Source organism: Suipraeoptans intestinalis (assembly GCF_034091795.1).
GTDB lineage: Bacteria > Bacillota > Clostridia > Lachnospirales > Lachnospiraceae > Suipraeoptans > Suipraeoptans intestinalis.
Genome location: NZ_JAXFXH010000019.1, coordinates 166,188 through 183,174 on the forward strand (window position 1 = coordinate 166,188; position 16,987 = coordinate 183,174).

A 16,987-nucleotide genomic window follows, 5' to 3' on the forward strand; every position below is an offset into this window, starting at 1 on the left:
TTCCTTCCCTCTTACTCCGCTTTGGCAAACCCGGCCAGAATACCATTGACAAACGCCGGCGCTTCGTTGCTGCTGTAACGCTTTGCCAGCTCCACAGCCTCGTCTATCGCCACTCCTTCCGGGATCTCTTCATCCCATCGGATCTCGTAGATCGCCAGCCGCAGGATCGCCAGATCCGTCTTGTTCATACGACTGGTCTTCCATCTGTTGGCGCGCAGATTGATCCCCGCATCGATCTCTTCTTTTTGTTCGATCACTGCAAAGACCCGGCTGCGGATGTATTCTTTTTCTTCTTCACTTGCTTCCTCTGTGTGTTCCAGATAGATCTCTACCTGTTCTTTCCATTCCTGCAGCGGATAGAATTCTGCCTCAAAAACAAGGCGGAAGCTGTGTTCTCTCAACTGTGTCCTTTTCACTTATGCTTCCTCCGAAACTGTCACTCCTGCTATCCGTATATTCACGTCCGCCACGGTAAGTCCCGTCATGTTCTCAATGGCGGTTTTTACCTTTTCCTGCACCTTCCCTGTGGTCGCTTTCACCGAATATCCGTATTTCAGATTCAACGCCAAGGATACCGTCACGATCTGCTCCAGAATATCTACCTTGACGCCCCTGGAAACGGAACGGACTCCGAATTTTCCCATGATCTCTCTGGTAGTGCTTCCCGCCATGGAAGCAACCCCTTCTACTTCCATCGCCGCAATGCCTGCGATCATAGCCACAACCTCGTCTGTCACCTTTACTTCTCCCAACTGATTTTCCGTCGGTATTGTATATGTATTGCTCTTTACTTCCTTGCCCATGAAAAAACCTCCTCGAAAACTTACTTTCCTTGATTATAGCAAATTCGCGGCTATTTGGAAAGCCTTGTTTCTTCTACAGGCAAATGCCTGTACTTAAACACTTCTGTCTCCCAGCGCCGCGTCTTTTCTTCCGGATCATTTTGTCATTTTTTCAGACTGCCTTTATCCGAATTCCGTCAGTTCCAGACCTTCATTCCGTTCCAGGGTCATACGGATGCTCCAGCTGTTTACAAACAGCAGCAGCGGACGTCCTCTCAGATCTTTGACCTTTTTCATATCAGAAGTACCCGAAAGCTTATCCAGATCCACCGGGCAGTGGCGGATCCACCGGATATACTCATACGGCAGAGAATCCATGCGGATCTCCACATTATATTCTTTCTCCAACCGATATTTCAGCACGTCAAACTGCAGGATTCCAACGACTCCCACAATGATCTCCTCCATTCCGGTGTGATACTCCTGAAAAATCTGGATCGCACCCTCCTGCGCGATCTGATTGACCCCTTTTAAAAACTGCTTTCGCTTCATGGTATCCACCTGCCGAACTCTGGCAAAGTGTTCCGGTGCGAAAGTGGGGATCCCTTCATAGACAAACTGCTCCTTCGCTGTCGTCAAGGTATCACCGATGGAGAAAATTCCGGGATCAAATACACCGATAATGTCGCCCCCATAAGCTTTTTCCACCATTTTGCGCTCGCTTGCCATCATTTGCTGAGGCTGGGAAAGGCGGACTTTTTTGTTTCCCTGAATATGCCACACATCCATCCCTGCCTCAAATCTGCCGGAGCAGATCCGCATAAATGCGATCCGGTCCCGATGGGCTTTATTCATATTTGCCTGGATCTTAAATACAAAAGCAGAAAACGCCTCTTCCTCCATGGGGTCGATCTCTCCTTGGTCCGATCGTCTCGGCAGGGGAGACGTCGTCATCTCCAGAAAATATTTCAAGAAGGTTTCCACTCCAAAATTCGTCAGCGCCGAACCAAAAAATACCGGAGAAAGCTTACCCTTTTCTACCAGCTCCTGATCAAATACCGCCCCGGCTCCGTCCTGAAGTTCCAGCTCCTCAAACAATCTGTCTTTTTGTTCGCCGGAGATCCATTCTTCTTTCTCCAGGTCTTTTCGGTCAAGGATCCTTACACTTCCCTGCCTGGTTCCTTTTTGTGTGTCTGAAAATAGCTCTACCTGGTTTTTTTGACGGTCATACACTCCTTTAAACTCTTTCCCGGATCCGATCGGCCAGTTCACAGGACAGGTGGCGATCCCCAGCTCCTGCTCAATATCATCTAAAAGTTCAAAGGTGTCCATGGCTTCCCGATCCATTTTATTGATAAAGGTAAAAATGGGAATGTGTCTCATGGTACACACCTTAAACAATTTTCTGGTCTGGGCTTCCACTCCCTTGGAAGCGTCGATTACCATCACCGCAGAATCTGCCGCCATCAGCGTCCGGTAAGTATCCTCGGAGAAGTCCTGATGTCCCGGCGTATCCAGGATATTGATACAGAAGCCTCCATATTCAAACTGAAGCACGGAAGATGTTACAGAGATCCCTCGTTCTTTTTCGATCTCCATCCAGTCGGAAACGGCATGGCGCGCCGTCGCTTTTCCTTTCACGCTTCCCGCCTGGTTGATGGCTCCTCCGTACAGAAGGAATTTTTCTGTCAAGGTTGTCTTTCCCGCATCCGGATGGGAAATGATCGCAAATGTCCTCCGCTTCCTGATTTCTTCTTTGATTTCCTGATTTTTTTCTGACATGATCTCACGCTGTTCCTTTTCTTTTCGTTCTCTCAACGCCTCATTATACGCTGTTTTGCCAGGTCTTACAAGAAATATTTCAAAAAGGAAGCCAATAGGAAGATTCTTTCAGACGGTTATCTTCGCTGCCCCCACAGCCGTCTTCCCACCAATACGATCAAAAACCATAACACTTCCAGTAAAACGATGGTTCCTCCCGGTTTCAATCCAAAATGGTAAGAAAGCAGGAGTCCTCCTACCGTCGTAGAAACTGCAATGATGACTGCAAACACCAGCACGCCCCTGTAACTTTTTCCCATCTGCATTCCGCCGGCTATCGGAACCACCAGCATGGAAGAAACGATCAAGGCTCCTACCGTTCTAGATGCAACGGAGACGGTCAGCGCCGTCAACACCGTAAAGATAAAGTTGATGCGATCTACCGGAACCCCGGAGATCCTTGCTGCATTTTCATCAAAGGCAATATAAAACAGCTCCCGATACAAAAAAATAACGGTCAGAAGTACCAGAAGACTGATCCCGCAGACCAGAAACAATTCCTCCCGGCTGATGGCCACAATGCTGCCGAACAGGAAGCTGTTAAAATTGGCGCTGTTTTTTACAAATCCTGACAGAACGCCTGCCAGGCCTATCCCCGCCGACATAACAATAGCAATGGCCATCTCCGAATAGCGGGGAAGCTTTCTGCGGATCCCTTCTATTCCCAGCGCAGCCGCCACACAGATGGCGGCCGCCCCCAGTACCGGGTTGCTCCCCAGGAGCAATCCGATGGCCACACCGGAAAGAGAGGCGTGGGACAAGGCGTCTCCGATCATAGACATCCGCTTCAACACGATCGTCATCCCGATACAGGGGGTGATCAGAGCCACAAGGATCCCCACCAGAAAAGCCCTCTGCATAAATCCGTACTGTAAGATGGTCATACCTCTGTTATCCTCCCCTGCTTCATTCTTAAAATTTTTGTCGCGCCCTTACATTCTGCAGGGTCGTCATGGGTCACCAGCAAAATGGTCAAGCCTTCTTTGTTCCATTCTTCCAGTAACCGGTACAGCGTTTCCACCGACACGGCATCTACTCCGGCGGTAGGCTCATCCAGGATCAGAAGTTTGGGGTCTCCCGCCATGGCGCGTGCCAGCATGACCCGCTGCTGCTGGCCTCCGGAAAGCTCTCCGATCTTTTTGTGGAAAGTTTCCGCCATTCCCAGCCGTTCCAGCATATCCAGACAGATCTGCCTTTCTCTTCCCACCTGAAATCGTGATACTTTCCGATAAAGTCCTGTTCGCATAACCTCCTGCACGGTGGCCGGAAAGCTGGCGTTCTGACTAATGCTGTTTTGTGGCACATAACCGACTTTTTCCTCTTTCAAAGCCTGCAGGATTTCTTTCTGCAACAGACGGATCTGCCCTTTCTGCGGTTTCCTTTCCCCCAGGATCAGCTTCAGCAGGGTGCTTTTCCCGCTTCCGTTTTCTCCTGTCAACACCACATAGTCCCCCTGTTCCATCAACAGGTCTGCCTCTTTTAGAACGGGGATCTCCCTGTAGCAAAAAGTCACCCTGTCCAATCGGATCATCTCCATAGTCTGTAATCCTTCCTTTTCCTTCGTTTCTGCACAATCCGTCTGTTTTTTGTACTACTGCAGGGCCTTCTTCAGTTCCTCCAGATTTGTTTTCATGATGGAAAAATAGTCTTCTCCTGCATCCATCTGCTCCTGCGTCAACCCTTCCACCGGGTTGAGTACCGCCGTCTTTGCTCCCAATTCCTCCGCTATGGTTTTTGCCACTTTGGGACTTACCAGTTCCTCGAAGAAAATAGTCGTGACATGGTTTTCTTTTGCAAAGGTTACGATTTCATGCATCCGCTCCAGATCCGGTTCCGAATCGGGCGACAATCCCTCGATCCCCACCTGATTCAGGCCATATGCCTGACACAGATAGCCAAATGCTTCGTGCGCCGTCACCAGATCACGCCGGGAAACGTTTGTCAGGGCTTCCTTGTAGGTCTGGTCCAGTTGTTCCAGCTTCTCCTTGTATTTGCTGCAATTTTCTTCATAACTGCTCTTGTTGGCGCTGTCTGCCCGGATCAGTCCTTCCTTGATCTGTTCCATTTCCATTCCGGCGTACAAAGGGTTCAGCCACACATGTGGATCGTAGTGTTCCTCTTCCGCTTCTCCTGTTTCAGATTCGGTCGAATCCTCCTCTTCCTCAGAATGTTCTCCCTCTTCTTCGTGATGATGCGCCTCCCCCTTCAGGAGCTCCACTCCCTTGGAAGCCTCCACCACTACCAGTTTTTTGTTTTCCAGGCTTTCCAGCACGTCCTCTGCCCATTCTTCCATGCCTGCCCCGTTATAAACAAACACATCTGCCTCTTCCAGTTCCTTCAGATCCGACGTAGTGGGCTCCCAGTCATGGGGCTCTGTCCCTGCCGGTACCAGATTCACCACCTCTGCCTTATCTCCCGCCACTTTCGTAGCAAAATCATACATCGGATAGAAGCTGGTCACTACTTTGATCTTTTTCTCCTTTCCGGATGTGTCTTTGCTTTCCCCTTTTGCCTTCCCGCAGCCACACAAGATGACAGATGCTGCAAGCACAAGAATCCCCAACGCTTTTCCTCTTTTCATACGTCCTTCCTTTCTCTTATCTGCAGTTTTCACAGTAACCATATAAAACAGCATATTGCCGGCTGAGCAGAAACTGATGCGCCTTCTGAATGTGCTCTGAAAATTGGTCAATACAGCCACATTCCAGAGGGATCATCCGCCCACAGGCAATACAGACCAGCTTCCCCACCGATCCTTCCTGACCGGCAAGATACCGGTACTGCGCCGGACGTCCGTCCATGGACGGAACTTTCAGCACGCTGCCCTCTTCTGATAATCTTTCCAAAAGGCGATAGACGGTAGTATGTCCTACCTGTGTTCCTTCCTTTTTCAACTGCTCTGCCAACTGATCTACACTGTAAAACTGCATTCCCTGCTTTTCCAGCAGCGTTTTAATCTGTTCCTGCTGTTTGGTTCTGTATCTTCTTTTTTCTCTCATGATATTTCTCCGCTAGTTTAAAATTAAAATTGAAATCCGTTTTCATTTTATACGCTTTTCTCCAACCTGTCAAGACTTCCGCCAGAACAAAAGAACGTGGAAAAACCGGGGACACCTCCGCCATTCCATGACTTCTGAGGTACCCCCGGCTATTGCAGGATCACTACGTTGCAGGCCGTATGTTTCTGTTATTCTATCGCTTTACTGCAGTCCATGCCTCTATTTCAGACCTTCTTCATATTCCGCGCACAATTTTCCCGTTTCCAGGCTGTAGATCCGGACATAATGTTTGCCGCCGTAGCCTTGTTCTTCGTTTTCTTCTGTTTTTTCGTACAGCACGCCGTACACCGGTACATCAAACGTATGATAGCTCCAGTCAAATGCAATATATGCCTCTCCTACCTTTTCAAATCCCTCTTCTTTATTTTTCTGATCCAGCTGCAGCAACAGCTTTTCTCCCTGATCAAACTTTATTTTCTTCAAAAGCTCCAGGGTGATCTTATTTTCCCGCTCTGTGACTCTTCCCGTTTCCTCCATCACAGCCGTATCTTCTGTGGCGATTTTTTTGTAATATTTCCTGTAGTAGCTCTTCCCGGCCACAGTATCTGTTTTTCGGTAAGTAATGTCCTGCTCCTCCTTGCTGCGGTGCCCGTCCGGATATACATAATGTCCGGTGGGAGTAATGGTATCCGCCAGCATTTTTCCGCTTTTTTTATCCAGATAGTAGGAAAACTGGCCAGATGTGATCCAACCGGTCTGCATCACACCGGAAGAAGCCAGATAGTACCAGCCTCCCTGCCATTGCAGCCATCCGGTCTGCATGGCTCCGTTTCCATCCAGGTAATACCAGTTGCCGTCCTCCAAAATCCATCCCATCTGCATGGCACCGGAAGAAGCCAGATAATACCAGTGATCTTTCCACTGCAGCCACTTCGTTCTCATGGCGCCGTTTCCATCCAGATAATACCAGGAAGCTCCTTCTTTGAGCCATCCGGTCCGCATGGTGCCTCCTCTGTCCAGATAGTACCAGAACATTCCCTCTTTGAGCCATCCGGTTTTCATGGCGCCGCTTCCGTCCAGGTAATACCAACTGCCTCCGCTTTGGATCCAGCCTGTCTGCATCCAGCCGTGTACATCAAAGAAATACCAGTTGCCGCGGATCGCTTTCCAGGTATTTACAGGGTAGCTTCCATCTGCATACCGATACCACCATCTTCCGTCGGATTCCTGAACCCAGCCTGTTATTGGCACAGCTTTCTGTTCTACGCCGTCTGTCGCCACAGCTTTTTCGGAGCCGGTCGGATTCCACAGGACAAACATACCCAGCATCCCCGCCAGTCCTACACATGCCGCGAGGAATAAGTGCTTCAGCTTTTTTTTCATATACATCCTCCCTTCATTTTTCCTTTAAAAGATATCTTCTGCCAGATCAATTTCTTCATTCACAATTGTATTCGTCATTAAGTCAATACAATCGTAAGTAAGCATTCCTTCTATTTCTCGACCTCCAACTAAAACTACTGTAGATTTTCCACCTACCATAGTGACAACTTCAAATGTACTTGTATATTTAGATAATTCTCCTGTTTCTGAAAGTTTTTTCTTGTTTTCTTCAATATGATTTAAATCAATACTTAAGAATGTACTCTCATCTAAAACATTCCTCCGAACAAGATATTGCATATAATTATGGTCATATACTATTTTGTCTGTAGTTTCCCTCCCATTATAAAACCTTTTATAAGTACTAATCCCATCTTCATTTGAAGTTTCTACAAATCCTTCTGGTACATCTAAAGCCTCTGTGTCCTTAATTGTATAAGTATCATTCACTCTTATACTTATATCTCCTGCAAGTGCCAAATTATTTCCGTGCAGAGGAGCATATTTTTCATAAATCCTTTGTGTTCGTGAAATGGCCTCGTCAAACCTCATTCCTTGCATCAGAGATTCTAACAATTTTTTTGTAACAGCTCTATCTAGAAACACATCAGATGCCACTCTGTACCCATAAGCAGCCTTCGCTCCTGATGCAACCGCCGCTGTAACCAAGCTTTTTCCACTCCTAGAGTCTATTACTCCTCCATAGCATGCAAAAAAGAGAGCTACTTTAGTATTATTCATCTCCATATTACTGAGTTCTTGCGGAGAAATCCCTGAGCCATTCCCTAATGCAAGTCCATATCCATACTTATAACCATGCCCACTATAATAGAATATTCCTCTATTCAAATTGGGTGTATTTACTTTTCCATTTCTGCCTACAAAACTATTTTTTGTGAAATTATCATATTTTTCTATTACATATTTACTTTGTAAAATTGACTTTGCTAAATTTCCATCTTGCAGCGTATTAATATCACCGTATTGTTTTGTGTATATAGCCGCCACTATGCTGGCATCATAACTCAATTGTCCATTAGCTTCAAAATGATAGTCTATACCTCCTAATCTACGATATCCTGTTACCATAGACCCATTTGATGCTAAGAAATACCACTTTTCATTTTCCTTTAGCCATCCTATCTGCATTAAACCATTCGCATTCAAGTAGTACCAGTTATTTTCCCAGTATAACCAGCCCGTTTTCATTGATCCACTGGGCTCTAGATAATACCATCCTCCGGCCCACTGTATCCAACCGGTTTTCATCCAGCCATCCCCATCAAAAAAATACCACTTTCCGTCAATAAGTTCCCAGTTGTTTACGGTGTAGCTTCCATCTGCATGCCTATACCACCATCTTCCGTCTGCCCCCTGGATCCAGCCAACTTGCACAGTGTTTGCATTTGCTTTGATGTCTAGTAATGTATTTTCAGAAATTGGAACCGTCAACTCTTCTGCAACAACAGTGATTCCAACTAGCCCTAGAATAACACTACTCGCAATTAAAACGCCTGCCAAATATTTTTTCATTCTTTATCCCTCCTAACCTCACCCAGTTTACACTAAATATTTGTGAATAATGTATCATATTTGATCATTCCAGTCAATAATTTTAGTTATATTTTGCTTTTTTTGTAATATTTTTAACACACTTCTATATATTCTGTGTATTGTAAGTAGGATTTATCGGTTATACCTGTCACTTTTTACCAGACACATTAGAGTGGATCAGGAGCTTTCATCTATTGGTTACGCACGCCCAATGTATGGTAAAAACGGATCCCATCTTTCGATGGAACCCGTTTTCCAAATCATATTTGCGTTATTCCGGAATCTGACTTAAGATCGCGTTGTAGGCATTCAGGCTTTCTTCCGTGTTGAACAGGATCTGCCCATTCTCCATAACCCAGGAGGATTGATTATTTTTCAGATACTCCAAAGCCTGCCCGATTGCATCCATCGTCTGATTATAATATGCCACGTCACTTTCTATCACCGACTGCACATCGGAGGATGTAACATTTTCCACATATTCATCAAACAACTTTTTCAGATCTCCCTTGAGCTGGGCAGACTGATACTGTCTGATCCCTTCCTCTGAAGCCAGATACAGCCAGGATTCTCTCAGATTTTTCTCCGTTTCCCGAAATTCCGCCAGCTTCTGCGTCGTCGTCTCAAAATTTGGAGCATCTGACGCCAGCGCCTCCGGTGTCAGATATTGTTCGATCTCATTTTTTTCCAGATATTGTGTCATCTCATTTTGCTTTGCAAATAGATCCTTGCAATGATCCTTGACCGCTCTTTCCAGCACGGCATAGTCTCCCTTGGAAACTGTCCGATCCAGGATCTGGGAACTTTCTGCATCCGTAAAAGCCTGGTTGGATATCACTCCTTCCATTTTGTTCAGTTCCTCTGTCAGCGCATGGAGCGCCTGTCTGTGGCGAACCTGCTGAAAAACATTATAGCCCACTACGGAAGCGACCGCAAACACTGCCAGCAAAGCAACAACAAGCCCGATGATTAGTCCCTTTTTCTGTTTCATTCCTCTTCTCTCTTTCCCGTTTTTAGGTATTCCCTGTCAGGATCCCCGTTTTATTCCACTACATCCTTGATGCTAAAGGACATCCTTCCCATCTTGTCTTTTCCAAGGCATACCACCTTTACTTCTTCTCCCAGCGTCAGCACCTCTTCTACCGTATTGATCCTGGTCTTGGAGATTTTGGAAATGTGAACCATGCCTTCCTTGCCCGGTGCAAATTCTATGAAAGCTCCAAACTCTTTGATGCTGATGACTTTTCCTTCCAATACCTGTCCGGCCTCAAAGTCTGTTACGATCACGGCGATCAGTCTTCTGGCTTCTGCCATGCTGTCTGCATCCGTGCCGCAGATAGATACGGATCCATCGTCTGTAATATCGATCTTCACGCCGGTCTGTTCGATAATGGCATTGATGGTCTTTCCTCTCTGTCCCACCACATCTCCGATCTTCTGTGGGTCGATCTGCATCTGTATGATCTTCGGCGCATACGGTCCCACTTCCGGACGCGGCTGACCGATCGCCGGATTCATGATCTCATCCAGAATATAGGTTCTTGCCTTTTTGGTCGCTGCGATCGCTTCCTCAATGATCGGTCTCGTAAGCCCATGGATCTTAATATCCATCTGGATGGCCGTGATTCCCTTATGGGTTCCCGCCACCTTAAAGTCCATATCTCCAAAAAAATCTTCCAGTCCCTGGATATCCGTCAGTACCAGGTAATCCTCATCGGTCTCTCCCGTCACCAGTCCTGCCGAAATCCCCGCCACAGCCGATCGGATCGGTACTCCTGCCGCCATCAGTGACATAGAAGAAGCACAGATACTTGCCTGGGAGGTAGAACCGTTGGATTCAAAGGTCTCGGAAACAGTACGGATCGCATAGGGGAAGGTCGCTTCATCCGGCAGTACCGGGATCAGCGCCTTTTCTGCCAAAGCTCCATGTCCGATCTCCCGTCTTCCCGGCCCTCTGGACGGTCTTGTCTCGCCGACTGAGTAGGAGGGGAAATTATAATGGTGCATGTATCTTTTACTGGTCTCGGATTCATCCAGGCCATCCAGCCTCTGGGCTTCTGCGAGGGGCGCCAGAGTGGTAATGGTGCAGATCTGCGTCTGTCCACGGGTAAACATAGCCGATCCATGAACGCGCGGAATCAGATCGATCTCTGCGGCCAGCGGCCGGATCTCATCGATGGCTCTTCCATCCGGTCTTTTGTGATCCTTCAGGATCATCTTACGAACGGTCTTTTTCTGGTATTGGTAAACGGCTTCTCCCAGCACGGCAAGTTTTTCTTCGTCTTCTGCAAAAGCTTCCTCCAGTCTCCTGGTGATCTCCCGGATATTTTCTTCTCTTGTCTGCTTCTCATCTGTAAAGACCGCTTCTTCCATCTCGGAAGGCGGAACGATCGCCTGGATCGCTTCAAATACTTCTGCCGGAACGGCGCAGCTCTCATAGGAGTGCTTTTCCTTTCCGCATTCTGCTACGATGGTGTCGATAAAAGCGATCACCTTCTGATTCAGCTGATGCGCTGCAAAAATAGCTTCGATCATCTTGTCTTCCGGCACTTCATTGGCTCCCGCCTCGATCATGATCACCTTGTCCCTGGTAGAAGCTACCGTCAGAGTCAGGTCGGAAGCTTCTTTTTCCGCCGCCGTCGGATTGAATGCAAACTCCCCGTTCACCAGTCCCACCTGCGTAGTAGAGATCGGTCCGTCGAAAGGAATGTCTGAAATGCTGGCTGCAATGGCAGATCCCAGCATTGCCGTAAGCTCCGGCGAACAGTCCTGCTCTACGGAAAGAACCAGGTTTTCTAAAGTTACGTCGTTTCTATAGTCCTTGGGAAAGAGCGGGCGCATAGGTCTGTCGATCACCCGGCAGGTCAAAACTGCATTTTCGGAAGCTTTTCCTTCCCGTTTGTTAAATCCTCCCGGAACCTTTCCTACTGCATAAAGCCTTTCGTTATACTCTACACTCAGAGGAAAAAAATCGATCCCTTCTCTTGGTTTTTCTGATGCGGTAGCGGTAGAAAGTACCGTCGTATCTCCATAGTGCATCAGTACTGCGCCATTTGCCTGCTTGGCGACACGATCTACATCTACGCAAAGTGTCCTGCCCGCAAGTTCCATTTCAAATTTCTTATACATAGTCTTCTCCTTTTACTTCACAACTTCCATTATTATAGCACAGGAACAGGGGATCCGCTACTGATATTTTTCAAAAGCAATCAGGTCCTTTCTCCCGTGGAATACATAAGACAGGGCAGGAGCAAAGCGATCTGTGATCGCCCTGTTCCTGCCCTGTCCTGTGTGTCAGAAAAGGCCCCCGATAAACCCTCTGAACTTATATGGGAAGTTCCAGATAAATATCCTTTCCTTCTTTTATGGAAATCACAACTTTCCCGCTGCGGACAGTCGTATAGACTCCCTCTGCCGTACCGCTGATGGAAGGCGCTTCTTTCTCCTCCGTCTGATTCGCCGGCTCATCAGAAGCAGCTTCCTTGATCCCTTCTACATTTTCTGCCGTCAAAGGGCTTAAAGAGTCGCTGGTTTTTGTAAGCTTTGCTCCCAGCACCTGTCCGATGGTCAGACAGCCGTCCAGGTTTAAGAGTCCGGAATCCACCAGTTCATCAAAAATAGCCGGATCTTCCAGATTGGCAGCCTCAATGGTGATGCCTGCCTCCGCCCTGCAGCATAACACGGCCGGATCGTTGGCATGCGCTTTCGCTGTTTCCGCTGTAATAGACATAATGCTCTACCTCCTACCTTTTCAATCTTAACGCTTTTCTTAGTATAACAGTCCGTATTCGGAAATTCCAATCGCTTTTTTTGAAGAAAAAAGCGATATATAGAGTATTTCTATAACATACAGATGATCCGCCGCCCTCCAGCATCCTTCTTTTCGGTGTTTTCTGCGACAATCCGAAGTTTCTTTCGATTCTCTCCCTTCCAAATATAAAAACTGCCGTCTGACAGATCGGATAACTTCTCGATCCATCAGGCGGCAGTCTCTCTTTGTACAGTCAGTCCACTGATCCTGTAAAGACTATTTTCTAAGTCCCAGTCTTTCGATCAATGTACGATATCTTGTAATGTCAGACTTTTTCAGGTAAGCCAGAAGACCTCTTCTTTGTCCTACCATCTTAAGAAGACCTCTTCTTGAGTGATGATCCTTCGGATTGTTCTTGAAGTGCTCTGTCAGGTCATTGATCCTTGCTGTCAGGATCGCGATCTGAACCTCCGGTGAACCGGTATCGCCTTCGCCTCTCCCAAAGTCTGCCATAATCTGCTGTTTCTGTTCTTTTGTGATCATTTGTACTTCCTCCTTGTTTTCTGTTAAAAATCACACCGGATATTAAGCGGCGGTTGGAGATTCCTGCCACCGAACATCAGTTTTACCCGGTAAGTCTATCACATTCCTCCTGGGATGTAAAGACTTTTCTCTGTAACCACCGGCTGCTTCATCTGACTGCGAGGCCGGTGGTAAAACCGGAGCTCTCTTTTGTCCTCTAGGACAAAGAAGAGGTACAGTGAGGACATTTTACAGCCTCCACTGCAATCTCACTGGCACAGTAAGGACACTTCTTTGTAGCCGGAGCTGCTTCTTCTGCCGGCTCGTCTTTTTTCATACCGTTTTGCAGTTTGTTCAGTCCCTTTACCATACAGAAAATAATCAGTGCCGTGATCAGGAAATTAATGATGGCCGTGATGAAGTTTCCGTACATCAGCACCGGCGCATTCTTTCCGCTTCCCAAAACCAGCTTCAGGTTGCTGAAATCCACTCCGCCGAAAATTCCCAGGATCGGTGCAATGATATCTGCATTCAATGAAGTTACGATCGCCGTAAACGCTCCGCCGATGATGACACCGACTGCCAGATCCATGACGTTCCCTTTCGTGATGAATTCCTTAAACTCTCCGATAAATCCTTTTTTCATTCTTAATCCTCCTCTTCATTCAAACCCTCATCCGGTTTGAAAATTGCAAATGCTACATTGGTTGCATGGTCCGCTACACGTTCCAGCCCTGATACTGTATCAGAAAACAGCATTCCTGAAAAGGGGGTACACTTATTTTTTGTCAGCTGTTTCACATGAAAACGCTGTAGCTTCTTTTCTTTCTCATCTATTTCATCTTCCAGCTGCAGGATCTCCCTCATATGTTCGTCATTTCTGTTTCGGAACATATCCAAAGAATACGTCAGGATCGTGACTACTTTTTCCATCATTTCCTGTAAATGTTTTTTGGCCTTGTCGCTGAATTCCACCTGGTCTTTCAGCCGGATGCCGGCGGAATCCGCAAAATTTTCTGCGTGATCCCCGATCCGTTCAATATCATTTACAACATGGAACAGTCCTCCTAAAAGCTTCTTGTCTGCTGCCGGAAGTTCTATTTCGTTGACTTTCATCAGATAATCTGTGATCTTATGGTTCAAAAAATCAATATATTCTTCTCGCTGGTACACCTGTCGGATCTTTTTTTCTTCCGGTTCGCAAAGAGCCTCCATGGACGTCTTCAGATTCTCAATGGCGATCTGCCCCATGTGCTCGATCTCACGGATCCCGTCCAGCATGGCGGTCGTGGGAATCAAAAGTGTCCCTGTCCCGATATACTGCAGTTGAAATTCTTCGTCTCTGGCCTTGTCCGTTCCCGGAATCACCTTATAGGTGGCTTTGACCACCCAGCCCATGAATGGGAACAACAGAACCACTTCAAAGATCTTGATGCTGGTATGCAGGTTTGCCACTGCCCTTGCTACATCCTGTCCGGAAAAATCCAGAATCTTTTCGGTAATAGGCTGCAATCCCACCAGCAACACACCAAAAGCAATGGCGGAGCCGATGATGTTAAACAAAAAGTGGATCATGGCAGCTCGCTTTGCCACTTTTTTCCCACCCAGACTTGCCAGAAGCGCAGATACGCAGGAGCCCATATTACATCCCAGGATCAGGAAGGGGCAGATGGTAAATTCCAGCAGTCCCTGCGACGCCATGAGGATCACGATCCCCACCGTAGCGGAAGAACTCTGAAGGATCGCCGTGATCACAAATCCTACCAGGATGGCCATCATGGGGTTGGTCATGGACTGCAAAAGCTCCAGAATGCGGGGAGATTCTTTGATACTTTCCATGGAACTGCTCATGATGCTCAGACCCATAAACAGCACGCCAAACCCAAGGATCACTTCTCCGATCCGGTGAATGCTCATCTTTTTACAGAACATGACCATGATCACTCCGGTGATCACAAATAAAGGCGCAATATCCGACAGCTTAAAGGCAATCAACTGCCCCGTTACCGTCGTACCGATATTGGCTCCCAGGATCACGCCGGACGCCTGGAACAGATCCATCAGACCTGAATTTACAAAACTGACTACCATAACGGTCGTCGCACTGGAAGACTGGACAATGGCAGTAAATGCGATACCTACCATCATCCCCATAAACCGGTTCCGAGTGAAAAATTCCAGGATATTCCTCATTTTTTCACCGGCCGCCTTCTCCAGACCTTCGCTCATCAGCTTCATTCCGTAGAGAAACAGTCCAAGTCCTCCCAGCAATCCAAAAAACGTTACAATATTCATGAGATTACTCCTTTTCCTCCCTCTCTTCTTCAAAAAAGCGGACCGCTTCTTCCACATCCGAAAGGATTTGTTCTTTTAAAGCTTCTATACTTGCAAATTTCTTCTCTTCTCTATGAAAGGAAAACAGTTCTGTCGTTACACATTTTCCATATACATCTCCCTGGAATCCCAGTAAATGGCTTTCCAGCAGCAGGCGGTCTCCCGTTTCCACCGTAGGCTTGGTCCCGAGGTTGGAAATACTCTGGTACCAGACTCCGTCGATCCTGGTTCTTCCAAAATAGACGCCCTTTCGGGGAAGAACTTTTTCTCTCTGCCACTCCAGGTTCAATGTGGGGAATCCTATGCTTCTTCCCAGTCTGTTTCCGGCAATGACGGTGCCTGTCATCCCGTAGCCGTATCCCAGCATCTCCCTTGCCAGATCTGCCCGGCCCTCCCGGATACACTCTTTGATGTAGGTACTGCTGATCTCTCTGTCTCCAAACCGCTCTTTCGCAATGGCATGAAGTTCATAGCCGCACTCTTTTTCAAAGGCCTTCAGCATTGCGATATCGCCCTTTTTATCACATCCGAACCGGAAATCCTCTCCCACCACCACATATCTTGCGTGAAAAAGATCCCGGATATACCTTCGGATAAACTCCTCCGGCAAAATGCTGCTGAACTCCCGCGTAAAGGGACATTCCAGCAGATAATCCGCCTTTCCTTTCAGAAATCTTCTTCTTTCCCCCGGTGTCATGATCGTCGGCTTCTCCATCTGCCGGCTTTTCCAAAAAGGAGTCATGTCAAAAGCACAGATGATGCTGTCAATGTCCGTCACTCTTCCTAAAAACTGTACTTCGCCCACCAGCTTCTGATGTCCCTTGTGAATGCCGTCAAACTTTCCAAACGTGATGGCCGTCCTGCGGCTGCCCTGATAGGAAGATAGTCCTGTTAAATACTTCATTCTGACACTCCTGTTTCTTTTAAACCGATCCCGGATCCTGCGTATCAAAAAACAGTTTGATCGGTTTATACCATGTTTCTTTCTTTTCGTAGATCCCCATAAAAACGCCGGAAGCCTCGTAGAGTCTGATGACAGGCTCCTCTTTGCTTTCTTCCTTTGGCGTCACACATCCGACCGGTATGGGATTCCCGTTTCTTAAGGCCTTTTCCATTCCTTTCTGCGCTGTTTTCCCGGGATATTTTAAAAATAACCGGTCCACCGGAATCAGACAGCTATCCAGCCGTCCTTCCTTTGCCAGTGCCTCCACCTTCTCCAGTGTCAGGCTTTCCTCCAGGGAAAATTCTCCCACTCGGGTACGCTTCAGGCTCTCCATGCATCCGCCGGTCTGTAGTTTCGCCCCGATATCATGACACAGTGTCCGGATATACGTTCCTTTGGAGCAGGAAACCTCCATCCATACCCGGGGAAGTTCCATTTTCAGGATCCGAAGCCCGTGGATCGTAACCTGCCTTTTCTTCCTCTCTACTTCCTTGCCTTCTCTCGCCAGCTCGTACAGTTTTTTTCCATTCACCTTAATGGCAGAGTACATGGGAGGCATCTGCCAGATGTTGCCCGCAAAGCTTTTTATGGCCGCCTCAACCTGCTGTACTGTCACGCCGGAAGTGTCGCAGACCTTTTGCACCTGTCCGCTGATGTCCTGGGTGTCTGTTTCTTTTCCCAAAAGCAGCACGGTCTCATATACCTTGTCCCGGTCTGTCAGCATATCGCACACCTTTGTCCCTTTTCCCAGACAGACCGGAAGGACGCCTGTCGCATCCGGATCCAGGGTGCCGGTGTGGCCGATCTTTTTCTGATGCAGGATTCCTCTAAGCTTTGCTACCACATCATGGGAAGTAAAGCCCGCCTTTTTCTGTATGTTGATTATCCCATGTATCAT

The 16,987-nt window shown here is 47.5% G+C and carries 16 protein-coding genes and 1 pseudogene; all 17 read right to left on the bottom strand.

Going from position 1 to position 16,987, the window contains the following annotated elements:
- Positions 1-11: 11 nt before the first annotated feature.
- Positions 12-416 (bottom strand): transcription antitermination factor NusB, encoded by a 405-nt coding sequence (gene nusB / locus SOW26_RS06600; protein WP_276960060.1) that lies wholly within the window; start codon positions 414-416, stop codon positions 12-14.
- Positions 417-803, bottom strand: a complete 387-nt coding sequence (locus SOW26_RS06605; protein ID WP_154475563.1) for an Asp23/Gls24 family envelope stress response protein — start codon at positions 801-803, stop codon at positions 417-419.
- A gap of 162 nt (positions 804-965) precedes the next feature.
- Entirely contained in the window at positions 966-2,564 is a 1,599-nt protein-coding gene (locus SOW26_RS06610) for a peptide chain release factor 3 (RefSeq protein WP_276960061.1), read from the bottom strand.
- Between the two features lie 116 nt (positions 2,565-2,680).
- Entirely contained in the window at positions 2,681-3,487 is an 807-nt protein-coding gene (locus tag SOW26_RS06615; RefSeq protein WP_320652109.1) for a metal ABC transporter permease, read from the bottom strand.
- On the bottom strand, positions 3,484-4,140 hold the full coding sequence (locus tag SOW26_RS06620; protein WP_276960063.1) for a metal ABC transporter ATP-binding protein: 657 nt from the start codon (positions 4,138-4,140) through the stop codon (positions 3,484-3,486). Before SOW26_RS06620 ends, SOW26_RS06615 begins: the two co-directional genes overlap by 4 nt.
- Positions 4,141-4,194: 54 nt before the next feature.
- Positions 4,195-5,184: a metal ABC transporter substrate-binding protein gene (locus SOW26_RS06625; protein ID WP_276960064.1), complete on the bottom strand. Its 990-nt coding sequence runs from the start codon at positions 5,182-5,184 to the stop codon at positions 4,195-4,197.
- 16 nt (positions 5,185-5,200) lie between these two features.
- The gene (locus tag SOW26_RS06630; RefSeq protein WP_154475571.1) at positions 5,201-5,602 is read right to left on the bottom strand and encodes a Fur family transcriptional regulator; all 402 of its coding nucleotides are present in this window, start codon (positions 5,600-5,602) and stop codon (positions 5,201-5,203) included.
- 219 nt (positions 5,603-5,821) lie between these two features.
- On the bottom strand, positions 5,822-6,985 hold the full coding sequence (locus tag SOW26_RS06635) for a hypothetical protein (protein ID WP_276960065.1): 1,164 nt from the start codon (positions 6,983-6,985) through the stop codon (positions 5,822-5,824).
- A gap of 24 nt (positions 6,986-7,009) precedes the next feature.
- The gene (locus SOW26_RS06640; protein ID WP_154475575.1) at positions 7,010-8,518 is read right to left on the bottom strand and encodes an N-acetylmuramoyl-L-alanine amidase family protein; all 1,509 of its coding nucleotides are present in this window, start codon (positions 8,516-8,518) and stop codon (positions 7,010-7,012) included.
- A 292-nt stretch (positions 8,519-8,810) separates the two neighbouring features.
- The gene (locus tag SOW26_RS06645; RefSeq protein ID WP_276960066.1) at positions 8,811-9,530 is read right to left on the bottom strand and encodes a hypothetical protein; all 720 of its coding nucleotides are present in this window, start codon (positions 9,528-9,530) and stop codon (positions 8,811-8,813) included.
- A gap of 50 nt (positions 9,531-9,580) precedes the next feature.
- Positions 9,581-11,668, bottom strand: a complete 2,088-nt coding sequence (locus SOW26_RS06650) for a polyribonucleotide nucleotidyltransferase (RefSeq protein WP_320652110.1) — start codon at positions 11,666-11,668, stop codon at positions 9,581-9,583.
- A 199-nt stretch (positions 11,669-11,867) separates the two neighbouring features.
- Positions 11,868-12,269: pseudogene (locus SOW26_RS06655) on the bottom strand (sugar transporter); the annotation flags it as partial.
- A 297-nt stretch (positions 12,270-12,566) separates the two neighbouring features.
- Positions 12,567-12,833, bottom strand: a complete 267-nt coding sequence (gene rpsO / locus SOW26_RS06660) for a 30S ribosomal protein S15 (RefSeq protein ID WP_154475583.1) — start codon at positions 12,831-12,833, stop codon at positions 12,567-12,569.
- 196 nt (positions 12,834-13,029) lie between these two features.
- On the bottom strand, positions 13,030-13,458 hold the full coding sequence (gene mscL / locus SOW26_RS06665) for a large conductance mechanosensitive channel protein MscL (protein ID WP_154475585.1): 429 nt from the start codon (positions 13,456-13,458) through the stop codon (positions 13,030-13,032).
- A gap of 2 nt (positions 13,459-13,460) precedes the next feature.
- Complete coding sequence (locus tag SOW26_RS06670; protein ID WP_276960051.1) at positions 13,461-15,107, bottom strand: Na/Pi cotransporter family protein; 1,647 nt, start codon at positions 15,105-15,107, stop codon at positions 13,461-13,463.
- Between the two features lie 4 nt (positions 15,108-15,111).
- Positions 15,112-16,050, bottom strand: a complete 939-nt coding sequence (locus tag SOW26_RS06675) for a bifunctional riboflavin kinase/FAD synthetase (RefSeq protein ID WP_320652111.1) — start codon at positions 16,048-16,050, stop codon at positions 15,112-15,114.
- A gap of 19 nt (positions 16,051-16,069) precedes the next feature.
- Positions 16,070-16,987 (bottom strand): tRNA pseudouridine(55) synthase TruB, encoded by a 918-nt coding sequence (truB, locus tag SOW26_RS06680; protein WP_320652112.1) that lies wholly within the window; start codon positions 16,985-16,987, stop codon positions 16,070-16,072.